The 21,924-nt window shown below is 70.1% G+C and carries 19 protein-coding genes and 1 tRNA gene; 7 read left to right on the top strand and 13 right to left on the bottom strand.

The window, feature by feature from the left end; genetic code table 11:
- Positions 1–231 precede the first annotated feature (231 nt).
- Positions 232–789 carry a GNAT family N-acetyltransferase gene (locus tag WMR31_RS10435; RefSeq protein ID WP_340538749.1) on the bottom strand — a complete coding sequence of 186 codons (558 nt, stop codon included), beginning with the start codon at positions 787–789 and terminating at the stop codon, positions 232–234.
- 229 nt (positions 790–1,018) lie between these two features.
- On the opposite strand from WMR31_RS10435, the gene WMR31_RS10430 reads away from it, so the two are divergent.
- From WMR31_RS10430 to WMR31_RS10415, 4 genes are read left to right on the top strand one after another with little or no spacing between them, the layout of a single operon-like run.
- Positions 1,019–2,440: a branched-chain amino acid ABC transporter permease gene (locus WMR31_RS10430; RefSeq protein ID WP_340538747.1), complete on the top strand. Its 1,422-nt coding sequence runs from the start codon at positions 1,019–1,021 to the stop codon at positions 2,438–2,440.
- Between the two features lie 13 nt (positions 2,441–2,453).
- Positions 2,454–3,452: a branched-chain amino acid ABC transporter permease gene (locus tag WMR31_RS10425; protein ID WP_340538746.1), complete on the top strand. Its 999-nt coding sequence runs from the start codon at positions 2,454–2,456 to the stop codon at positions 3,450–3,452.
- Entirely contained in the window at positions 3,442–4,419 is a 978-nt protein-coding gene (locus tag WMR31_RS10420; protein WP_340538744.1) for an ABC transporter ATP-binding protein, read from the top strand. Before WMR31_RS10425 ends, WMR31_RS10420 begins: the two co-directional genes overlap by 11 nt.
- Positions 4,416–5,249 (top strand): ABC transporter ATP-binding protein, encoded by an 834-nt coding sequence (locus WMR31_RS10415; RefSeq protein WP_340538743.1) that lies wholly within the window; start codon positions 4,416–4,418, stop codon positions 5,247–5,249. The genes WMR31_RS10420 and WMR31_RS10415 overlap by 4 nt, the downstream gene beginning before the upstream one ends.
- Before the next feature lie 175 nt (positions 5,250–5,424).
- On the opposite strand, the gene WMR31_RS10410 is transcribed toward WMR31_RS10415, so the two are convergent.
- From WMR31_RS10410 to WMR31_RS10400, 3 genes are all read right to left on the bottom strand, one after another.
- On the bottom strand, positions 5,425–6,738 hold the full coding sequence (locus WMR31_RS10410) for an ABC transporter substrate-binding protein (protein ID WP_340538742.1): 1,314 nt from the start codon (positions 6,736–6,738) through the stop codon (positions 5,425–5,427).
- Positions 6,739–6,894: 156 nt separating this feature from the next.
- Positions 6,895–7,497 carry an ANTAR domain-containing response regulator gene (locus WMR31_RS10405; RefSeq protein ID WP_340538741.1) on the bottom strand — a complete coding sequence of 201 codons (603 nt, stop codon included), beginning with the start codon at positions 7,495–7,497 and terminating at the stop codon, positions 6,895–6,897.
- 28 nt (positions 7,498–7,525) lie between these two features.
- Entirely contained in the window at positions 7,526–7,678 is a 153-nt protein-coding gene (locus tag WMR31_RS10400) for a hypothetical protein (protein ID WP_340538740.1), read from the bottom strand.
- A 133-nt stretch (positions 7,679–7,811) separates the two neighbouring features.
- Here WMR31_RS10400 and WMR31_RS10395 point away from each other — a divergent pair.
- Positions 7,812–7,884, top strand: a tRNA-Leu gene (locus WMR31_RS10395).
- Between the two features lie 58 nt (positions 7,885–7,942).
- Here the strand turns inward: WMR31_RS10395 and pyk are convergent.
- From pyk to trpC, 8 genes are all read right to left on the bottom strand, one after another.
- Entirely contained in the window at positions 7,943–9,406 is a 1,464-nt protein-coding gene (gene pyk / locus WMR31_RS10390) for a pyruvate kinase (RefSeq protein WP_340538739.1), read from the bottom strand.
- A gap of 141 nt (positions 9,407–9,547) precedes the next feature.
- Complete coding sequence (locus WMR31_RS10385; protein WP_340538738.1) at positions 9,548–11,023, bottom strand: glutamate synthase subunit beta; 1,476 nt, start codon at positions 11,021–11,023, stop codon at positions 9,548–9,550.
- On the bottom strand, positions 11,016–15,584 hold the full coding sequence (gltB, locus tag WMR31_RS10380; protein WP_340538737.1) for a glutamate synthase large subunit: 4,569 nt from the start codon (positions 15,582–15,584) through the stop codon (positions 11,016–11,018). Before gltB ends, WMR31_RS10385 begins: the two co-directional genes overlap by 8 nt.
- A 349-nt stretch (positions 15,585–15,933) precedes the next feature.
- Positions 15,934–17,019, bottom strand: a complete 1,086-nt coding sequence (lgt, locus tag WMR31_RS10375) for a prolipoprotein diacylglyceryl transferase (protein ID WP_340538736.1) — start codon at positions 17,017–17,019, stop codon at positions 15,934–15,936.
- A gap of 19 nt (positions 17,020–17,038) precedes the next feature.
- Entirely contained in the window at positions 17,039–17,644 is a 606-nt protein-coding gene (locus tag WMR31_RS10370; protein WP_340538735.1) for an SCO family protein, read from the bottom strand.
- Positions 17,625–18,437, bottom strand: a complete 813-nt coding sequence (gene trpA / locus WMR31_RS10365) for a tryptophan synthase subunit alpha (protein ID WP_340538734.1) — start codon at positions 18,435–18,437, stop codon at positions 17,625–17,627. Before trpA ends, WMR31_RS10370 begins: the two co-directional genes overlap by 20 nt.
- A complete protein-coding gene (gene trpB, locus WMR31_RS10360) occupies positions 18,434–19,660 on the bottom strand; it encodes a tryptophan synthase subunit beta (protein ID WP_340538733.1) in 1,227 nt (408 codons plus the stop codon). The genes trpA and trpB overlap by 4 nt, the downstream gene beginning before the upstream one ends.
- Positions 19,657–20,439 (bottom strand): indole-3-glycerol phosphate synthase TrpC, encoded by a 783-nt coding sequence (gene trpC / locus WMR31_RS10355; RefSeq protein ID WP_340538732.1) that lies wholly within the window; start codon positions 20,437–20,439, stop codon positions 19,657–19,659. The genes trpB and trpC overlap by 4 nt, the downstream gene beginning before the upstream one ends.
- A gap of 148 nt (positions 20,440–20,587) precedes the next feature.
- Here trpC and WMR31_RS10350 point away from each other — a divergent pair, with 148 nt between their 5' ends.
- Entirely contained in the window at positions 20,588–20,920 is a 333-nt protein-coding gene (locus tag WMR31_RS10350) for a DUF4190 domain-containing protein (RefSeq protein WP_340538731.1), read from the top strand.
- A gap of 111 nt (positions 20,921–21,031) precedes the next feature.
- Positions 21,032–21,364: a DUF4190 domain-containing protein gene (locus WMR31_RS10345; RefSeq protein ID WP_340538730.1), complete on the top strand. Its 333-nt coding sequence runs from the start codon at positions 21,032–21,034 to the stop codon at positions 21,362–21,364.
- Between the two features lie 81 nt (positions 21,365–21,445).
- On the opposite strand, the gene WMR31_RS10340 is transcribed toward WMR31_RS10345, so the two are convergent.
- Positions 21,446–21,919, bottom strand: a complete 474-nt coding sequence (locus tag WMR31_RS10340) for a DUF2752 domain-containing protein (RefSeq protein WP_340538729.1) — start codon at positions 21,917–21,919, stop codon at positions 21,446–21,448.
- Positions 21,920–21,924: the final 5 nt, after the last annotated feature.

Raw genomic sequence — 21,924 nt, 5'->3', positions numbered from 1 at the left:
ACGCTCGCTTGCTCAACCTCCGGCCGGAGCGACTCCCCGGAGGTTGAGCAAGCCGACGAGTGAGGAACGAACTCGTCGGCGCCGACGAAACCACGCGAGCCTCCCCCACCAAGGTTGGCAGCGACGGCCGCCGGGATTTCGTCAGCGCTCGCTTGCGCTCGCTTGCTCAACCTCCGGCGGAGGCGCACTGCCGGCGTAGCGTCGGCGCTGCTTGCTCAACCGCCGGCGGCGTCAGTCCTCGTCGGAGCGCTCGTTGCGTCGCATCGAGCGGCGGGCGGTGAGCACCAGGCTGCGCCGCCTCGAGGATCCCGGCGTCGCCAGCCTGGCGCGGACGGCTCCGGTGGGGGCGAAGCGGTAGGTCACCGCCGCCGCCAGTCCGAGGCGCGCCATGTAGCGGTTGGCATCGCGCGCCCCCGAGTCCACGCCGGTGGCCACGTGCGGGAGGCCGATGTCCTCGGCGAAGGCGACTCCGCACTCCATGAGCGTGCGGCCGATGCCGTGGCGTCGGAACTCGGGCAGGACGGTGGGCGCGATGATCTGCACGGCCGGCTCGACGTTGAGGGGGGTCACCGTGCCGACGCGGAGCAGCACGGCACCGGCCGGACACTCGTTGTACTCGGCCACCACGAGCCGCTGCTCGGGCGAGGCCTCGGCGGCCTTGATGGTCTGCTCGAGGTCCGCAACGTGCTCTTGGCGCTCGGCCTTGCGCACCACCGCCGACCACAGCTCCGCGAGGAATGCGGCATCGGCCAACTCGGCCGAGCGCACACCGATCGGCGATCGCGACATCGTGAATCCTGCTTCCCCTCGCGCCGGTCCCGGGCGCAAGTCGGTCACGCACTCTACGCGCAGCGGGCCGACCTGTCAGATGAGGCCGCAAACGCGGTCCCTCCGCAGACAAGTCTGGCTACGTTTCGGTGTCGACGGGGTACCTCGGGGCCCCGGTGGGTCTATTGTCTCAGCGCATGCCACTGCGCACGGCCTCGCCCGAGGCGACGAAACGAGGGACCGCTTGACCATGTCCAGCTCCACGGCCAGCCCCACTCCCCGACCACCCGGACGGCGCGGGATCGTGCTCGGCGCGCTCGTCGCGCTGCTGCTCGCGCCACTCCTCGCCTTGATCGCGCTCGGCGCACCGAGCGCGTCGGCTGCCACCGCCGGCGCCGCTCCCGCCGGTTGCCAGTTCCCCACCAGCGACGACGGTGCGATCCACATCCAGGGCTGTCTGCGCGACCAGCGCACGTCGCCGCCCACACCGGTCCCCGATGTGAAGGTGAGCGTCACCGGACCCGACGGCGCCGTCATCGGCGATGCCGTCACCGACGCGAACGGCATCTTCGACGTCGCGCTCCCGGGCGACCCGTTGAGCAACCTCAACAAGGACTTCACGATCAAGATCGACACCGACACGCTGCCGGAGAACGCCGCCCTGCGTGATCCGAGCCAGGTCGAGCTGAAGGTCAACTTCAACACCACGAACAACTACACGGTCACCTTCCCGATCGACGAACCGCTGCCCGACCCGCCGGGCAAGTTCATCGAGGGGCTCCAGCTCCTCGTCGGCGGCATCGTGTTCGCACTCCTGCTGGCGATGGCCTCCCTCGGGCTCTCGATGATCTTCGGGACCACCGGCCTGACCAACTTCGCCCACGGCGAGATGATCACCTTCGGCGCGCTGGTCGGGCTCTGGGTCGATCAGCTGCCCGGGAAGATCTCCCTTCCCGGCATCGGCAACGTGACCGTGATCGTGGGCGTGCTCGCGGCCTTCGTCGTCGGAGGGATCTTCGGCTACGTCAACGACCGGGCGCTGTGGCGTCCGCTGCGACACCGGGGCACCGGACTGATCGCGATGATGATCGTCAGCATCGGCCTCTCGATCTTCCTGCGCAGCGTCTTCCAGTACCTGGTGGGCGGGAACAACAAGTCCTACTCGCAGTACTCCTCGGTCGAGCCCTGGAGCATCGGCCAGATCCTGATCACCCCACGCGACGTCGCGGTCGTGCTCGTGGCCTTGGCCGCGCTGATCGGCGTCTCGCTGCTGCTGCAGTACACGCGTCTGGGCAAGGCGACCCGCGCGGTCGCGGACAATCCGGCGCTCGCGGCGTCGTCCGGCATCAACGTCGAGCGGGTGATCGCGGCGGTATGGACCGTGGGCGGCGCGCTGGCCGCGCTCTCCGGCGTCCTGCTCGGTATCACCCAGGGCTTCAACTTCCAGCTCGGCTTCAAGATCCTCCTGCTGGTGTTCGCGGCCACGGTGCTCGGTGGTCTCGGCACCATCTGGGGCGCGATGCTCGGCGCGCTGGTGATCGGCGCGTTCGTGGAGGTCTCGACGCTGTGGATCCCCTCCGAGCTCAAGTACGTCGGAGCGCTGGTGATCTTGATCCTCGTCCTGCTCGTCCGTCCCCAGGGTCTGCTCGGCCGGGCCCAGCGCATCGGATAGAAAGGAGGAACCCGTGGACTTCGGCAGCATTCTCACCTTCACGATCGAGCAGGCCTTCGGTCCGCTCGCCATCGTCTACTGCCTGGCGGCGATCGGCCTCAACGTGCACTTCGGCTACACCGGGTTGCTCAACTTCGGCCAGGCGGCCTTCATGGCCGTCGGCGGCTACACCATGGCCTCCTTCGTCGCGGTCTTCGGCCTCAGCCTGTGGCTGGGCCTGGCCGTCGGCGTGCTGATGGCGGTCGTCCTCGCGCTCCTGCTCGGCATCCCGACCCTGCGGCTGCGCGCCGACTACCTGGCCATCGTCACCATTGCCGCGGCCGAGATCATCCGGCAGACGCTCGGCTCGGTGACCTTCGACCGCAAGTTCGACTTCGGTGGCCAAGACGGCCTGCAGAGCAACTTCGTGGCCGACTTCCGTGCGCTCAACCCGCTCGACGGCCCGATCTCGATCGGCCCGATCAGCTGGCGGGTCAACGACGCCTGGGTGATGATCGTGGGCTGGGCGCTCGTGGCCATCTGCTGCGTCGTCGTCTGGCTCCTGATGCGCAGCCCGTGGGGCCGCGTGCTCAAGGCGATCCGCGAGGACGAGGACGCCGTGCGCAGCCTCGGCAAGAACGTCTACGCCTACAAGATGCAGGCCCTGATCGTGGGTGGCATCTTCGGTGCCTTCGCCGGCTTCATCTACGGCTTCTACAAGAACGCGGTCATCCCCACCGACTACGCCACCGACACGACGTTCTACGCCTTCACGGTGCTGCTCGTCGGTGGCGCCGCACGCGTGCTCGGCCCGGTGGTCGGGGCCGTGATCGTGTGGGGCCTGCTCAGCGGACTCGGCGCGTTCTTCACCCAGGCCGCCCGCAACGACGTCATCCCCAACTGGCTGATGAACGACCAGCAGGCCAGCCTGATGCGGTTCATCATCCTCGGCCTGGCGCTGATGCTGATCATGATCTTCCGCCCCCAAGGCATCTTCGGCGATCGGAAGGAGTTGGCGATCGATGGCCGCTGACGACGACAACCAGGTCCCCTCGCTGCGCAAGTCGACCGACGAGTCGCCGGCGGCACCCACCCGCGCGAACCTGCGCGAGGTCTTCAAGGACGTCGAGCACGAGCCGGGCGCCAAGAAGCCAGACCCGATCGTGGTCGCCTCCGGCGTCCGGCGCACCTTCGGCGGACTGACCGCCGTCGACGTCAAGCACGTGGAGATCCAACGCGGTGCCATCACCGCGCTCATCGGACCCAACGGTGCGGGCAAGACGACCTTCTTCAATCTGCTGACCGGGTTCGACCGGCCCGACGAGGGCAAGTGGTCCTTCAAGGGCCAGAACCTCGCCGGCGTCCCGGCCGCCAAGGTGGCCCGGATGGGCATGGTGCGCACCTTCCAGCTCACCAAGGTCCTCTCCAGGCTCACCGTCATCGAGAACATGCGAGTCGGCGCCGGCAAGCAGGTCGGCGAGAAGATCTGGGCCGCGATGTTCTCCTTCCTCTGGCGCGACCAGGAGGCGAAGAACACCGAACGGGCCGACGACCTGCTGCGCCGGTTCCTGCTGCACGAGAAGCGCGAGGACTTCGCCGGATCGCTGTCGGGCGGCCAGCGCAAGCTGCTGGAGATGGCGCGCGCGCTGATGGCCGACCCCGAGCTGGTGATGCTCGATGAGCCCATGGCCGGCGTCAACCCCGCCCTGAAGCAGTCCCTGCTCGGCCACGTGAAGTCGTTGCGCGACGAGGGCCGCAGCGTGCTCTTCGTCGAGCACGACATGGACATGGTCCGCGACATCTCCGACTGGGTCATCGTGATGGCGCAGGGTCAGGTGATCGCCGAGGGGCCACCGGATACGGTGATGAGCGACCAGCGGGTGATCGACGCCTACCTCGGCGCGCACCACGATCAGGAGCTCACCTTCGAGGCCGAGGAGCGGATCATGGCCGAGGCGGAGGCCGAACTGGCCGCCGAGCACGAGGAGGAGGCCCGATGAGCGAGTACGAACGCCCCACGCTCGCCAAGGACGGCGCCACGGAGACCGGCGAGGCCACTCCCCCCTCCGGCGCGGACGCCGTCCGGGAGGCCCACCTGGCGGCCGCCGAGGGCGCGGTCCTCCGGGCCGACGCACTCGTGGCGGGCTACCTGCCCGGCGTCAACATCCTCAACGGCGCCGACCTGTACTGCGCCGAGAACGAGCTGGTCGGCATCATCGGGCCCAACGGCGCCGGGAAGTCGACCCTGCTCAAGTCGCTGTTCGGGCTGGTGAAGATCAAGTCGGGCACGGTGAAGCTGAAGGGTGAGGAGATCACCAACCAGCGCGCCGACTCGCTGGTCGCCAAGGGCATCGGCTTCGTGCCCCAGACCAACAACGTGTTCCCCTCCTTGACCATCCAGGAGAACCTGGAGATGGGCTGCTACCAGGAGCCCTCGAAGTTCAAGGACCGGTTCGCCTTCGTCGCCGAGATCTTCCCCTCCCTCTACGAGCGCCGCGCCCAGCGCGCGGGCTCGCTGTCGGGTGGCGAGCGGCAGATGGTGGCGATGGGCCGCGCGCTGATGATGGAGCCTTCGGTGCTGCTGCTCGACGAGCCGTCGGCGGGCCTGTCCCCCGTGCTGCAGGACGAGGTGTTCGTGCAGACCCGGCGGATCAACCGCGCCGGCGTCTCGGTGATCATGGTCGAGCAGAACGCCAGCCGCTGCCTGCAGATCTGCGACCGCGGCTACGTGCTCGACCACGGCCGCAATGCCTATACCGGCACCGGCCGCGAGCTCGCCAACGACCCGAAGGTCATCCAGCTCTACCTCGGCACCCTCGCCAAGGCCTGAGCCGCATCAGCCCCGCCCACACCGAGCCGTCGTCGTCGTGACGACGGCTCGGTGTCGTTTCAGGGTGTCTTCATCGCCGCCGGACGGCGATCGGACGCGCAGCGGGGCCCGGCCGGTCGGCCGGGCCCCGCTGTGGGCATTGCAGGTCAGACGCCGACAGCGCCTGACGCGCGGATCACTCCAGGACGCCGCCCACGGAGTCGATCTGCTTGTACTTGTTGCCGGTGTACTCCTGGATGCCGATGGTGGCGGCATTCGGGCTGCCGTTGTCGTTCAGGTCGACCGGGCCGGAGACGCCGTCGTAGTCGATGTCCTCGCCGTCGGCGAGCAGGTCGGCGCACTCCTTGAAGGCGGTGCACTTCGTGCCGTCGCGCGAGACAGCCTGCATCTGCGAGGCGATCGACTCGCCGGAGTCGTCACCGGCCGCAATGGCGGCCAGGGCGACCAGGACCGTGGCGTCGTAGGACTGCGGTCCGTAGGTGTAGTCCTCGAGCTTCCCGCCGTTGGCCCCGTCCAGACGCTTGTTGAACTCGGGGTCGACCTCGGCCGGAGCCGGGAAGGTGCCCTTGACGCCGGTCAGGTCGAACTGCTGGTCGCTGTAGTCGGCCATGTTGCCGTCGACGAAGTAGTACTGCACCTTGTCCGGACCCAGGCCCTTGGCGGTCAGTGCCGGGACGATCTTGGTGATCTCCTCGAAGGTGATCAGCACGATCGCGTCGGGCTTGGCCGCGGCGAGCTGGTTGATCTCGGCGGTGAAGTTCTCCGCGTCGGCGGCGTAGAGGATGTTCGCCGGGACCGAGGCGCCCTTCTCCTTCAGCGTGGTCTCGACCTGCTCGGCCAGACCCTCGCCGTAGGCGTCCTGACGCGCCATCACCGCGACGTTGGAGAATCCGTCCTTGACCGCGAGATCGCCGATGACCTGGCCCTGGAGCCGGTCGGACGGCGCGGTGCGGAAGTAGAGACCCTTGTCGTCGTAGGTGTCGAAGGCCGGGGCGGTGTTGGCCGGCGAGATCTGGAGGACGCCGGCGCTGGTGATCTTGTCGATGACGCTGAGCGAGACGCCCGAGGCCGCCGCACCGACGATCACGTCGACGTCCTCGCCGAACAGGGCGTCGACCGACTGGCCGGCGATGTCGGGCGTGCCGTCGCCGGAGTCCTCGAGGAGGACCTTCTCATCGAGCATCTTGCCGTTGACGCCGCCCGCGGCGTTGATGTCGTCGATGGCCAGCTGGACGCCGGCGATCTCCGGCGGACCGAGATAGGCGAGGTCACCGGTCGTCGGCAGCAGGGCACCGATCTTGAGCGTCCCGTCACCCGTCTTGGCCGGAGCGTCCCCGGTGGTGTCACTGGTCTCCGAGGTTCCCGGGTCGGGAGCGCTGGACTCGTTGTCGTTGTCGTCGCCGTCGTCGCTTCCGCAGGCGGAGAGCGAGAGAGCGGCGACTGCGACCAGCGCCGCGGCGCGGCGCGCAGTACGTCGGGTGGGGGTCAAAGCAGCCTCCATGGTCTCGGCAATCCGGGCCGGCGGCCCGAATCTGAATCGTGCTGCGAGCAACCTAATCGGGAAAACCCCCGAGTACGACGGTCCGGCGCGGATGATTTACGACGTTGTGCAATCGTGACCTGACGCGCTACGGCACCCGGACTGTCAACGATCGGCAATCTCGGGGCCGTGCTCGACGACGCCGTCGGCGACCTGACGCATCGAGAGCCGCAGATCCATCGCGGTCTTCTGGATCCAGCGGAACGCGTCGGGCTCGCTGAGTTCGAGGCGCTCCTGGAGGATCCCCTTGGCCCGGTCGACGGCCTTGCGCGTCTCCAGCCGCTCGGTGAGGTCGCCGACCTCCGACTCCAGGTGGGCGATCTCGGCGAACCGGCTCAGCGCCATCTCGATCGCGGGCACCAGGTCGGACTGGGTGAACGGCTTGACCAGGTAGGCCATCGCGCCGGCATCGCGGGCCCGCTCGACCAGGTCGCGCTGGGAGAAGGCGGTGAGGATGACCACCGGGGCGATCCGCTTGGCGGCGATCGCCTCGGCGGCCGCGATCCCGTCGAGGACCGGCATCTTGACGTCGAGAATCACCAGATCCGGGCGCAGCTGCTCGGCCAGCTCGATCGCCTTGGCGCCGTCGGCCGCCTGACCGACGACGTCGTAGCCCTCGTCGGTGAGCATCTCGGCCAGATCCATCCGGATCAGGGTCTCGTCCTCGGCGATCACGACGGAGCGGGCGGACGACGTCGCGGAAGTCACGGCTCCAACCTATCGGGCCGGCGAGCCGCTAGCGGACGTGCGCCTCCCGCAGGCGTTCCTCGCCGGGCATCGGGCCGGCGGGTCGCGCCAGTGCGAGCTCGACCTCCGCGCGCTCGACCCGCCGCCTGCTGCACTCCGTCGCGCCCTGGCGGGCGTTGCGGATGGCTCGGTCATTGCTCACGACGGCCCAGATGAGGACATTCCACACGACGGCTCCCGGAGGATGGAGGAACGGAGCCCAAAGTCTAGTTAGTTGATCGTCTTTAGGCAATACGTGCTCGCCGGCCCGTCTCGGATAGGGTTTCGTCGGCTGCGCCCCGGTAGCCCAACGGCAGAGGCGATGGTCTCAAACACCATTCAGTGTGGGTTCGAATCCCACCCGGGGCACCCGAGGCACCACGCCGTCCAGGACCCGTTCAAGACCCGCCGGGGGCTCGTCCGGTGACTAGTCCAGGCCGCGGTAGGCCGGCGCGACACCGTGCATCGCGTCGCCCATCCGGTGGATCCGCAGCGCATTGGTGGAGCCCGGGATGCCGGGCGGCGCTCCGGCCACGATCACCACCAGGTCCCCCTCCTTGACCCGCCCGATCGCGAGCAGCTGCTCGTCGACCTGGCGCACCATCTCATCGGTGTGCTGCACGGCCTGGGTCCGGAACGTCTCGACCCCCCAGACCAGCGAGAGCTGCGAGCGCACCCGGTTCTCCGGCGTGAAGGCCAGCGTGGGGATCGCGCTGCGCAGTCGCGCGATGCGGCGTGCGGTGTCGCCGCTCTGGGTGAACGCGACGACGTACTTGGCGTCGACGCGCGCCGCGACCTCCTCGGCCGCCTTCGCGATGACCCCGCCGCGGGTGTGCGGGTCCCACTGGATCCGGGTGATCTGACCGGCGTCGGTGGCCTCCAAGGCGTGCTTCTCGGTGGCGCAGATGATTCGCGACATCGTCTCGACCACATGGATCGGGTGCTCGCCGACACTCGTCTCGCCCGAGAGCATGACCGCATCGGCGCCGTCGAGGACGGCGTTCGCGACGTCGCTCGCCTCGGCCCGCGTCGGCGCCGGGCTGGAGACCATCGACTCCAGCATCTGGGTGGCCACGATGACCGGCTTCGCATTCAGGCGCGCCTTGCGGACGATCTCCTTCTGCAGGAACGGCACGTCCTCGAGCGGGCACTCCACGGCGAGGTCACCGCGCGCCACCATGAAGCCGTCGAAGGCCTCCATCACCTCATCGAGGTTCTCGATCGCCTGCGGCTTCTCGATCTTGGCGATCACCGGCAGCATCTGCCCGACCTCGCGCATGATCCGGCGCACGTCCTCGACGTCGCGGGCATCGCGCACGAAGCTGAGCGCGATGAAGTCGACGCCGAGTCGCAGCGCGAACCGCAGGTCCTCGATGTCCTTGTCCGACAGCGCCGGCACCGAGACCGCGACGCCGGGAAGGTTGATCCCCTTGTGATCGCTGACCCGGCCGCCGACGACCACCTCGGTGACGACGTCGGTGTCGCCGGCGCGCTTGACCTTCAGGCGCACCTTCCCGTCGTCGATGAGGATCGGGTCGCCCGCGGCGACGTCGCCGGCCAGTCCCTCATAGGTGGTGCTCGCGATCTCGGCGTCGCCCGGGACGTCGCGGGTGGTGATGGTCCACTCCTGGCCGCGCTCGAGCGTGACGGGTCCGTCGGCGAAGGTGCCCAGCCGGATCTTGGGACCCTGGAGGTCGGCAAGGATGCCCACTCCGCGCCCGGACTCGTCGGCTGCCTGCCGGACCCGGCGATAGGACTCCTCGTGCTGGGCGTGGCTCCCATGGCTCATGTTCAGCCGCGCCACGTTCATGCCCGCATCGACCAGTTCTCGGATCCGCTCCGCGCTGCTGGTGGCCGGGCCAAGGGTGCACACGATCTTTGCTCTCCGCACGGCATCACCCTACCGGACTTTGGATCGTTCCAAGAGGGTCTTCGACGCTGACCCGTCAGCTATAGCGGACGGGTCAGCGCGAAATGGTGCCGACCCGTCCGCTATAGCTGACGGGTCGGCGAGAAACGGGACGGTCGAGGGTCAGACGACCAGCGGACGCGCGGTCGGCGGGATGGGCGCGGGAAGCGTGGTCGAGCCCATGAGGAAGGTGTCCACGGCGGCGGCCGCCGCCCGGCCCTCGGCGATCGCCCACACGATGAGCGACTGGCCGCGGCCGACGTCGCCGGCGGAGAACACGCCGGGCACGGAGGTCTGGTAGCCCTGGTCGCGGGCCACGTTCCCACGCTCGTCGAGCTCGACGCCGAGCTCCTCGACCAGCCCCGGGCGCTCGGGGCCCACGAAGCCCATCGCGAAGAGCACGAGCTCGGCGGGGATCTCCCGCTCGGTGCCCTCGATCTCGGTCAGCCTGCCGCCGTCGAACACGACGTCGACCAGGCGCAGGGCCCGCACGTTGCCGTCGTCGTCGCCGAGGAACTCCTTGGTGGAGACGCCGTAGACCCGGTCGCCGCCCTCCTCGTGGGCCGAGGAGACCCGGAAGATCATCGGGTAGGTCGGCCACGGCTGACTCTCAGGCCGGTCCACGGGAGGCTCGGCCATGATCTCCAGCTGGGTGATCGAGGCCGCGCCGTGGCGGGTGGAGGTGCCGAGGCAGTCGGCACCGGTGTCGCCGCCACCGATGATCACTACGTTCTTGCCAGTGGCGAGGATCTGCTCCTCGAGCTCCTCCCCCACGGCCGCACGGTTGGCCTGCGGCAGGAACTCCATCGCCTGGTGGATGCCGCCCAGCTCCCGTCCGGGCACCGGCAGGTCGCGCGCGGCCGTGGCGCCCATGGCCAGGACGACGGCGTCATAGCGCTCGCGCAGCCGCTCGGTGCTCAGCGCGGAACCGGGCGCACCCACCTCGATGCCGGTGCGGAAGACGGTGCCCTCGCGGCGCATCTGGTCCAAGCGCCGATCCAGGTGCTGCTTCTCCATCTTGAACTCGGGGATGCCGTAGCGCAGCAGGCCGCCGATCTTGTCGGCGCGCTCGTAGACCGCGACCGTGTGGCCGGCCCGGGTGAGCTGCTGGGCGGCGGCCAGGCCGGCCGGGCCCGAGCCGACGACCGCGACCGTGCGGCCCGAGAGCCACTCGGGCGCCTGCGGCCGCACCATGCCCGACTCCCAGGCGCGGTCGATGATGGAGACCTCGATGTTCTTGATCGTGACCGGGTCCTGGTTGATCCCGAGCACACACGCCGTCTCGCACGGCGCCGGACAGAGCCGGCCGGTGAACTCGGGGAAGTTGTTGGTCGCGTGCAGGCGCTGGATCGCGTCGTCCCAGTCGCCGCGCCAGACCAGGTCGTTCCACTCCGGGATCAGGTTGCCCAGCGGGCAGCCCTGGTGACAGAACGGGATGCCGCAGTCCATGCAGCGGCCCGACTGCTCGGTGATGATCGGCAGCAGCGCACGACCGGCCGAGCCTGGGTAGACCTCGTTCCAGTCGCCGATCCGCTCCTGGACCGGACGGCGCTCGGCGACCTGGCGGCCGCTGGTGAGGAATCCGCGGGGGTCAGCCATGGAGGGCCTCCATCATCGCGTGGGCGGTCTGGTTCTCGTCGAGTCCCTCGGCCTCGGCCTTCGCCTTGGCCTCCAGGACGATCCGGTAGTCGCGTGGCATCACCTCGGTGAAGCGGGTCAGTGCCTGGGGCCAGTCGGCGAGCAGTGCCTCGGCGACCGGCGACCCCGTCTCCTCGAAGTGCTCGCGAACCAGCTCCTCGAGCTCGGCGGCCGCCTCGCCCTCGACGGGACCCAGCTCGACGAGCTCGCGGTTGACGCGCCCCTCGGCAAGGTCGAGGACCCACGCCACCCCGCCGGACATGCCGGCGGCGAAGTTGCGCCCGGTCGAGCCGAGCACCACCACCCGGCCGCCGGTCATGTACTCGCAGCCGTGGTCGCCGACCCCCTCGGTGACCAGCCAGGCGCCGGAGTTGCGGACGGCGAAGCGCTCGCCCACCCCACCGCGCAGGAAGATCCGGCCCGAGGTGGCGCCGTAGGCGATCGTGTTCCCGGCGATGATCTGCTCGCGGTCGTCGAGGGAGGCCGTGCGGTCGGGGCGGACGACGATCCGGCCACCGGAGAGCCCCTTGCCGACGTAGTCGTTGGCGTCGCCCTCGAGGCGCAGCGTGATGCCGGTGGGCACGAACGCGCCGAACGACTGGCCGGCCGAGCCGGTGAAGGTGAGGTCGATCGTGCCCTCGGGGAGCCCGGCGCCGCCGTAGCGCTTGGTGACCTCGTGGCCCAGGATCGTGCCGACGGTGCGGTTGACGTTGCGGATCCGCACCTGCGCACGCACCGGCTCGCCGCGCTCGAGCGCGGCCTCGGCCAGCGGCACCAGCTCGGTGACGTCGAGGGAGCGGTCGAGCCCGTGGTCCTGGTCCCCGATTCGACGACGAGCCTGGTCGGGGAACTGGGCGTGGTCGACCTCGTGCAGGATCGGCGCGAGGTCGAGCCCCGAGGCCTTCCAGTGGTCGACGGCGTCGCCGACGTCGAGAGCCGAGACCTGTCCCACAGCCTCGTCGATCGAGCGGAACCCGAGCTCGGCGAGCAGCTCGCGAACCTCCTGGGCGACGTACTCGAAGAAGGTGACGACGTACTCGGCCTTGCCCGAGAAGCGCTCGCGCAGCACCGGGTTCTGGGTCGCCACGCCGACCGGACAGGTGTCGAGGTGGCACACGCGCATCAGGATGCAGCCCGACACCACCAGCGGCGCCGTGGCGAAGCCGAACTCCTCGGCGCCCAACAGCGCCGCGATGACGACGTCGCGACCTGTCTTGAGCTGGCCGTCGGCCTGGACGACGATCCGGTCGCGCAGCCCGTTGACCAGCAGGGTCTGCTGGGTCTCGGCCAGGCCGAGCTCCCACGGCCCGCCGGCGTGCTTGAGCGAGGTGAGCGGCGAGGCGCCGGTGCCGCCGTCGTGCCCGGAGATGAGGACGACGTCGGCGTGCGCCTTGGAGACGCCCGCGGCGACCGTGCCGACACCGACCTCCGAGACCAGCTTGACGTGCACCCGCGCCTGCGGGTTGGCGTTCTTGAGGTCGTGGATCAGCTGGGCGAGGTCCTCGATGGAGTAGATGTCGTGGTGCGGCGGCGGGCTGATCAGGCCGACGCCCGGCGTCGAGTGCCGGGTCTTGGCCACCCAGGGGTAGACCTTGTTGCCCGGCAGCTGGCCGCCCTCGCCGGGCTTGGCGCCCTGCGCCATCTTGATCTGGATGTCGTCGGCGTTGGTGAGGTACTCCGAGGTGACGCCGAAGCGGCCGGAGGCGACCTGCTTGATCGAGCTGCGCCGCTCGGGGTCGTAGAGCCGCTCGGGGTCCTCGCCGCCCTCGCCGGTGTTGGACTTCGCCCCCAGCCGGTTCATCGCGATCGCGAGGGTCTCGTGCGCCTCCCGCGAGATCGAGCCGTAGGACATCGCGCCGGTGGAGAACCGCTTGACGATCTCCGAGACCGGCTCGACCTCCTCGATCGGCACCGGCGCGCGACCGGTGTCCTCGGCGTCCTTGAACCGGAACAGGCCGCGCAGGGTCATCAGCGCGCTGGACTGGTCGTCCACGGCGCGCGTGTACTGCTTGAAGATGTCGTAGCGCTGGTTGCGAGTGGAGTGCTGGAGGCGGAAGACCGTCTCGGGGTTGAACAGGTGCGGCTCGCCGTCGCGGCGCCACTGGTACTCACCGCCGACCTCGAGCTCACGGTGGCCGGGCAGGACGCCGCCGCGCGGGTAGGCCGACGCGTGCCTGCGGGCGACCTCCTCGGCGATGGTGTCGAGACCGATCCCGCCCAGTTTGGAGGTGGTGCCGGTGAAGTAGGCGTCGACGACGTCCTGAGAGATGCCGACGGCCTCGAAGATCTGGGCGCCGGTGTAGGAGGCCACGGTGGAGACGCCCATCTTCGACATCACCTTGAGCACGCCCTTGCCGAGCGCCTTGATGAGGTTGGCGACGGCCTGCTCCGGCTCGGTCTTGACGTAGTAGCCCTGCCGCGCGAGGTCCTCGACCGACTCCATCGCCAGGTAGGGGTTGACGGCCGCGGCGCCGTAGCCCACCAGCAGCGCGACGTGGTGCACCTCGCGGACGTCGCCGGCCTCGACCAGCAGCCCCACCTGGGTCCGGGTCTTCTCCCGCACCAGATGGTGGTGGACCGCGGAGGTGAGCAGCAGCGACGGGATCGGTGCGAGGTCGGCGTCGGAGTGCCGGTCGGAGAGCACGATGATCCGGGCGCCGCTCGCGATCGCCTCGCTCACCTCGGCACAGATCTCCTCGATCCGTCCAGCCATCGCGGCGCCGCCGCCGGCGACCTCGTAGAGACCGCGGGAGACGTGGGTGATGAAGCCCGGCATGTCGCCGTCGTGGTTGATCTGGCGGATCTTGGCCAGGTCGTCGTTGGAGATCACCGGGAACGGCAGCACCACCTGGCGACAGGACGCCGGCTGCGGGCGCAGCAGGTTCGACTCGGGTCCGATCGTGCCGTTGAGCGAGGTGACCAGCTCTTCGCGGATCGCGTCCAGCGGCGGGTTGGTGACCTGCGCGAAGAGCTGGGCGAAGTAGTCGAACAGCAGCCGCGGCTTCTCACTCAGCGCGGCGATCGGCGAGTCGGTGCCCATCGACCCGAGCGCCTCTCCGCCGGTGTTGGCCATCGGCGTCAGCAGGATCCGCAGCTCCTCCTCGGTGTAGCCGAAGATCTGCTGGCGGCGGGTGACCGAGGCGTGGGTGTGCACGATGTGCTCGCGCTCGGCGAGGTCGTCGAGGTGGATCAGCCCGGCGTGCAGCCACTCGCCGTACGGGTGCTCGGCGGCCAGCTCGGCCTTGATCTCGTCGTCCTCGACGATGCGGTGCTCGTCGGTGTCGACGAGGAACATACGCCCGGGCTTGAGCCGGCCCTTGCGGACGATCGTGGCCGGGTCGAGGTCGAGGACGCCGACCTCCGAGGCCAGCACGACCAGGCCGTCGTCGGTGACCCAGTAGCGCGAGGGGCGCAGGCCGTTGCGGTCGAGGACGGCGCCGATCTGGGAGCCGTCGGTGAAGACCACGCACGCGGGGCCGTCCCACGGCTCCATCATCGAGGAGTGGAAGGCGTAGAAGTCGCGGCGCTGCTGGTCCATCTCGGTGTGGTTCTCCCACGCCTCGGGGATCATCATCAGCACCGCGTGCGGAAGCGAGCGCCCGGCCAGGTGCAGCAGCTCGAGCACCTCGTCGAAGGACGCGGAGTCGGAGGCGCCCGGGGTGCAGATCGGGAACAGCCGCTCCAGGTCACCGGGGATCATGTCGGAGTCGAGCAGCGCCTCGCGCGCCCGCATCCAGTTCCGGTTGCCCATCACGGTGTTGATCTCGCCGTTGTGCGCGATGAAGCGGAACGGGTGCGACAGCGGCCAGCTCGGGAAGGTGTTGGTCGAGAACCGGGAGTGCACCACGGCCAGCGCCGAGGCCATCCGCTCATCGCGCAGGTCGGGATAGAACCGGTCGAGCTGGTCGGTGGTGAGCATGCCCTTGTAGGCGATGGTCCTCGATGAGAGCGAGGGGAAGTACACGTCGGTCTCGCGTTCGGCTCGCTTGCGCAGGCAGAACGCCATCCGCTCCAGGGCCATCCCGGTGAGCCGGGCACCGGCTCCGGCGACGAAGAGCTGGTGGAACTGCGGCATCACCGAGAGCGCCATCGAGCCGAGATCGGAGGCGTCGATCGGCACCTCGCGCCAGCCGAGGACGGCCAGACCCTCCTCGGCGGCGATCTCCTCGATCCGGGCCCGGGTCTTCGCGACCTGCTCGTCGTCACCGGGCAGGAAGGCGGTGCCCACGGCGTAGGAGGCCGGCGGGGGGAGCTCGATGCCGTCGTCCGCGGCGACCTCGCGCAGGAACGCGTCGGGCACCTGGAGCAGGATGCCGGCGCCGTCACCGGAGTTGGGTTCGGCACCGGCGGCGCCGCGGTGGTCGAGGTTGCGCAGCGCGGTGAGCGCCTTGGCGACGATGTCGTGGCTGGCCACGCCGGTCAGGGTCGCGACGAAGGCGACGCCGCAGGCGTCGTGCTCCTGCGCCGGGTCGTAGAGCCCCTGGGCCGGCCAGTGCGGCGGGAACGTGTCCTGGTAGGGCACCTCGAAGTACTCCCGTCGGTGGGTGCCGCGGCCTCGCTGGTGGGAAACCCCCGAGGTGAACGCGGAACGTGTGGACGCAAGGGACAACGCTGGCCCACGCGGCGGAGGTTCGAGACTATCACCGCGCGGTGCCGCCGCGACCCCCTCGCGTTCGATCGTGGACACCGCCGCGCAGGACGTGTGGCGGTGCGGCCCCACCCCTCGCAACCCCCTGGCAACTCCTCACACCTACCGCGCCCACCGCACCCCTCCCCCCGGGCTCTGTGGCGAGTGAGTGCACGCTCACCCGTCAGCCATAGCGGACGGGTCACCGCAGAGTTGTGCCGACCCGTCAGCCATAGCGGACGGGTCAGCGAGAACTGGGGTCCTCGGCTGTCGCGTCGTCGGTGGAGTCGTCGGACTTCCCAGATGGGGTCGGTGAGTCCGCTTGGGCGGCGGGGGCGTCGTGGGACGGGTCGCCGTCGGTGCTGGCGCTGCCGCCAGCGCCCTCGGCGGCCGAGCCGGTCTCATCGGTCTCGTCGCTCGCCTCGCTCTCGTCACTCTTGGCGGCGTCGGTCTCGGGGACGTCGTGATCGACCGGCTGGGTGGACTCCGGGTCGGGCGAGCGGTCGTCGAGGTAGAGCGAGGGCTCGATACCGGGGTGACGGCGCGCGCTCCAGACGAAGTAGATCGCGGCGAGGACGAACAGCACGATCGAGGTCCACACGTTGAAGCGCAGCCCGAGCACGTTGTCGAGTTGGACGGCGTCGATGCGCAGGTACTCGATCCAGCCACGACCCAGCGTGTAGCCCATCACGTAGAGCGCGAAGACCCGGCCGTAGCCGAGCTTGAACCGGCGCTCGGCCCAGATGAGCAGCCCGAAGATGCCGAGGTCCCACAGGCATTCGTAGAGGAAGGTGGGGTGGAACGTGGTGCCGGGCGGATAGCCGTTCTCGCGGGCGATGTCGTCGGTCACCGAGAGCGCCCACGGCAGGTCGGTCTGCTTGCCGAACAGCTCCTGGTTGAACCAGTTGCCCCAGCGGCCGATCGCCTGGGCCACGATGACGCCGGGCGCCAGGACGTCGAGCATGGCCGAGATCCGGACGTCGTTGCGGCGCGCCCAGATCCACACCCCGAGCGCGCCGAGGGCCACCGCCCCCCAGATGCCGAGGCCGCCTCGCCACACGTACAGCGCGGTGATGGGGTTCTTGCCCTCGCCGAAGTACTTCTCCCAGTCGGTGGCGACGTGGTAGAGCCGCGCGCCGACGACGCCGAAGGGCACCGCCCAGATCGCCAGGTCCTGGACGGCGCCGGCCCGGCCGCCCCGCGCCACCCAGCGCTTCTCGCCGATCCAGATGGCGGCGACGATGCCGATGATGATGCACACCGCGTAGCCGCGGATCGGGAACGGACCGAGGTTCCAGACCCCGTCGCCGGGCGGGTGCGGGAACGTCATGGGGAGCATCACGGCCGGATCAGGACTCCTGGAGCAGGGTGTGGATGTCGTCGGCGTACTGCGAGGGACTGGTGTCGGCGCTCCAGAAGACCCCCGCCTCGTCGGCCGAGTCGACGCCGAGGACCTGGGTGGTGTGACCACCTGGATCCTTGCGGTCCAGTCCGACCGCGAGCGCCTTCGCGACGGTGGAGATGGAGTCCCAGTCACCGCTGAGGCCGATGAAGGACTCGTCGAACCGGTCGAGGTAGGTGCGTAGCGTCTTGGGTGTGTCGGTGTCCGGGTCGCTGGTGACCAGCACGACCTGGACGTCGTCGCGGTCGGCCTGGTCGAGGCGGGTCAGCGCCGAGGCGAGGTTGGTGAGCACCGCAGGGCAGATGTCGGCGCAGTTGACGTAGCCGAAGAACACCAGGGTGAGCCGGCGATCGGTGTCGGCGGTGAGCGAGAACGGCTCGCCGTCGGTGTCGGTGAGGGTGGTGTCGGGCACCTGGAACGGGTTCTCCAACACCGTGCCCGAGAACGGCGCGGCCTTCTCGTCGTCGCCGCACGCGGCCAGACCGAGCGCGAGGACGAGCACCAGTCCGATGACGCGCAACGGGAGCAGAGCCCTACGACCGAGCCGGCGCACGGCGCACCCCCTCGGCGAGCTCCTCGGTCAAGGTGGCCAGCGCCCGCAGCCCGGCGGCCCGGTCGTCGGGGTGCTCGAGCAGGGTGCGGACCAGCGCCGTGCCGACGATGACGCCGTTGGCGTAGGCACCGAGCTCGGCGGCCTGCGCGCCGGTGCGGACGCCGATCCCCACGCCGATGGGCAGGTCGGTGGTCTCGCGGGTGCGCGCGACGAGGGGCCCGGCGACCTCGCTGCTGGCGGCGGCCCCGCCGGTGACGCCCATGACGGCGGCCGCGTAGACGAAGCCGCGGCACGCCGCGGTGGTCATCGCGATCCGCTCCGACGTCGAGGACGGGGCCACCAGGAAGACCTTGTCGAGATCGTGCTCGTCGGCCGCGGCGATCCACTCGGGCGCGTAGTCGGGGGTGAGGTCGGGCGTGATGAGACCGGCCCCGCCGGCGTTGGCGAGGTCGGTGGCGAAGCGCTCCACGCCGTAGCGCTCGACCGGGTTCCAGTAGGTCATCACCAGCGTCGGGGTGCCGGTGGCGGCCACGGCCTCGACGGTGCGGATCACGTCGGTGGTGCGGATGCCACCGTCGAGCGCGTGCTGGGCGGCGGCCTGGATCGACGGGCCGTCCATGACGGGGTCGCTGTAGGGCAGCCCGATCTCGATGATGTCGCAGCCGGCGTCGACGAGGGTCTTGAGGGCGGTGATGCCGCCCGCGACGTCGGGGTAGCCGGCCGGCAGGTAGCCGATCAGGGCGGCACGACCCTCGGCGCGGGCGGTGTCGAAGGCGGTGCTGGTGCTGCTCACTCGTGGGCCTTCCCGAGTCCGAAGTACTCCAGGGCCGTGCCCATGTCCTTGTCGCCGCGCCCCGAGAGGTTCACCAGGATCGTCTCGCCGGGGCGCTCCTTGGCGAGGTCGAGCGCGCCGGCGACGGCGTGGGCCGACTCGATGGCGGGGATGATCCCCTCGGTGCGGGCCAGCAGCGCCATGGCGTCCATCGCGGCGGCGTCGGTGATCGGCAGGTAGGTGGCCCGCCCGCTCGCGGCCAGGTGCGCGTGCTGCGGGCCGACGCCGGGGTAGTCCAGACCGGCCGAGATCGAGTGCGACTCGATCGTCTGACCGTCGTCGTCTTGGAGGAGGTAGGTTCGCGCGCCGTGGAGGACGCCGGTGGCACCGGCGTGGATGGTCGCCGCATGCCGAGCGGTGTCGACGCCCTCTCCCCCGGGCTCGAAGCCGTAGATCGCGACCTCCGGGTCGTCGAGGAAGCCGGCGAAGAGCCCGATCGCGTTGGATCCTCCTCCGACGCAGGCGGCGACCGCGTTCGGGAGCGCTCCGGTGAGGTCGAGGCACTGACGGCGCGCCTCGTCGCCGATCCCGCGCACGAACGACAGCACCAGGCTCGGGAACGGGTGCGGGCCGGCGGCGGTGCCGAAGAGGTAGGCGGTGTCCTCGACCGTGGCGACCCAGTCGCGCAAGGCCTCGTTGATGGCGTCCTTGAGGGTGCGCGAGCCAGTGGTCACGGGAACCACCTTGGCGCCGAGCAGCTGCATCCGGGCGACGTTGAGGGCCTGTCGCTCGGTGTCGACCTCGCCCATGTAGACGGTGCAGTCGAGCCCGAGGTAGGCGGCCGCGGTGGCCGAGGCGACGCCGTGCTGACCGGCACCGGTCTCGGCGATGACCCGCTTCTTGCCCATCCGCTTGGTGAGCAGCGCCTGGCCGAGCACGTTGCGGATCTTGTGGGCGCCGGTGTGGTTGAGGTCCTCCCGCTTGAGGAGGATCCGCGCGCCGGCGCGCTCGGAGAGCCGGTGGGCGTCGTAGAGCATGCTCGGGACGCCTGCGTAGTTCTGGAGGAGCGCGTCGAACTCGTGGCCGAACGCCGGATCGGCGAGCGCCTTGTGCCAGGCGGTGTCGAGCTCGTCGAGGGCGGCGATCAGCGCCTCGGGCATGAAACGGCCGCCCCACTGGCCGGGCGTCCCGAACCAGCCCTGCTCGTCGGCGTCCCACTGGCCGGAGGCGAGTGCGTCGCTCATGGGAGCACCCCCGTCATCGCGGCGACGGCGGCGCGCGGCTCGCCGTCGCGGACCAGCGCCTCGCCCACGAGCACGGCCCGGGCTCCTTCGCCGACGAAGCGCTTGACGTCGGTCGGGTCACCGATGCCGCTCTCCGCGACCAGCACCCGGTCGTCGGGCACCTGGGGCGCCAGTCTTCCGAAGACGTCGTTGTCGACCGCGAGGGTCTTCAGGTTGCGCGCGTTGATCCCGACGAGCTCGGCGCCGAGGTCGATCGCCCGCTGGGTCTCGGCCTCGTCGTGCACCTCCACCAGCACCGTGAGCCCGAGCTCGCGCGCCTCGTCGTGCAGGCGACGCAGAGCGTCGTCGTCGAGCGCGGCGACGATGAGCAGCGCGAGGTCGGCGCCCGCGGCGCGGGCCTCGACCAGCTGGTAGCTCTCGACGATGAAGTCCTTGCGCAGCAGCGGCACGTCGACGGCATCGCGGACCGCGCGCAGGTCGGCCAGGCTGCCCCCGAAGCGGCGCTCCTCGGTGAGGACGCTGATCGCCGCGGCGCCGCCGGCGGCGTACTCGGCGGCGAGCGCAGCCGGGTCGGGGATGTCGGCGAGGGCGCCCTTGCTGGGGCTGCGCCGCTTGACCTCCGCGATGACGCTCGACCCGGGCGCGCGCAGCGCCGGCATGGGGTCGCGGGGAGCCGGCGCATCGGCGAGGGCGGCGCGCACCTCGGCCAAGGGCAGCTGCGCCTCCCGACGGGCCAGGTCGAGGCGGACGCCGGCCACGATCTCGTCGAGCACGGACATGCGAGTTCCTCTTCAGCGGCGGCAGTCAGGGCCCTTCGAGCCCACCTGCCAGTCTGGCACGACGTGGTTAGGGTCAGTCCTCCGGTCCGCCCCACGGCGACCGGCCCTGCCGAACCGATCGCCGGCGCGACGACGAAGGACTTCGACGATGAGCTACTCCCCTCCCCCGCCGGGCTACGAGCCCCCCGGGGCCTACCCGGCGCCGCAGCGCACCTCGACGACGGCGATCATCTCGCTGATCACCGGGATCCTCGGCGTGTTCCCGTGCTGCACCGTCGGCATCTTCTCGATCGCGGCCATCATCCTCGGCGTCCTGGGCAAGAAGGAGACCGCCGGCTCAGCGGGCTCGGTCCGGGGCGAGGGGATGGCGATCGGCGGCCTGACGCTCGGCATCGTCGGCCTGGTGCTGGGCGTGACCTACTGGGTGCTCGTGGGCGTCGGGGTCATCGACCTCGACGTGTACGCAGGTCTCGACAGCTGACCTGGGCAAGACACCGGACACGTTCGAAAACGGGGTGTCGTGCACCGGGGTCCCGCGCAGCGATTAGGGTTCGGGCCTAGTCCGCGAGAGTCCCCAGGAAGGTTCCACCGCATGAGCTACGGTCCCCCGCCGCCCGCCAACCCCTACGGCTCCACACCCGGATACGGAGGTGCCCCGCATGACCACCCCAAGGGAACCACTGTCCTCATCCTGGGAATCTTGAGCCTGGTCTGCTGTGGGATCTTCACCGGCATCCCGGCCATCATCATGGGCAAGAACGCGCTCCGCGAGACCGAGGCGGCCCCCGGCGTGTACAGCAACGTGGGGACGATCAAGGCCGGTTACATCTGCGGCATCATCGGTACCGTGTGGTCGGCCATCGCTCTCGTGGTCAACATCATCGTCCTCGCCACCAGCGGCTCGCTCCTCTTCGGCGGCAACTGATCGGACCGCCGATCGGTCGGCCGACCGGTCGGCGCCGGTTCGCCGTCTGGGCCCGGGGTCAGGCTCAGCCTGGAACCAGGCTCAGGCGGCGAGCCAGCCGAACTGCGGCAGGTTGCGCAGCACCGTGAACACGGCCAGCGTGACCAGGCCGAGCACCACCAGCGGCATCGTCAGCGGCGAGGACGAACGCGATCGCCCGACCCAGGCGTCGACCAGCCAGCGGCCGAGGAAGTAGATCGCCACCGGCATCATCGCCACCAGCAGGACGTTGCTCGAGGCGGCATCGAGGAATCGCCCGTGGGTGAGGTCGTTGACCGCGCGCAGGCCCCCGCACCCGGGGCAGTCGATGCCGAGCGCGGCACTGGGGCACATCCCCCACGACCCCTTGGCGTGAGGATCCCTCAGCGCCAGCGCGAGCGTCGTGGCACCGAGACCGGCGATGGTGAGCGCCGGCCACAGCACGCGCGCCCACCGGGCGCTGCTGCCCGACCGCACCTGCGGGGCTGACGTCGTCGGCGCAGGCTCGGCCTGTTGCGCGACCATCGGCTCGGTCATCTGAT

The organism is Nocardioides epinepheli (genome assembly GCF_037936805.1).
GTDB lineage: Bacteria > Actinomycetota > Actinomycetes > Propionibacteriales > Nocardioidaceae > Nocardioides.
The sequence above is the reverse complement of the archived record's forward strand: the minus strand, read 5'-3'. Positions and strand labels throughout refer to the sequence as shown.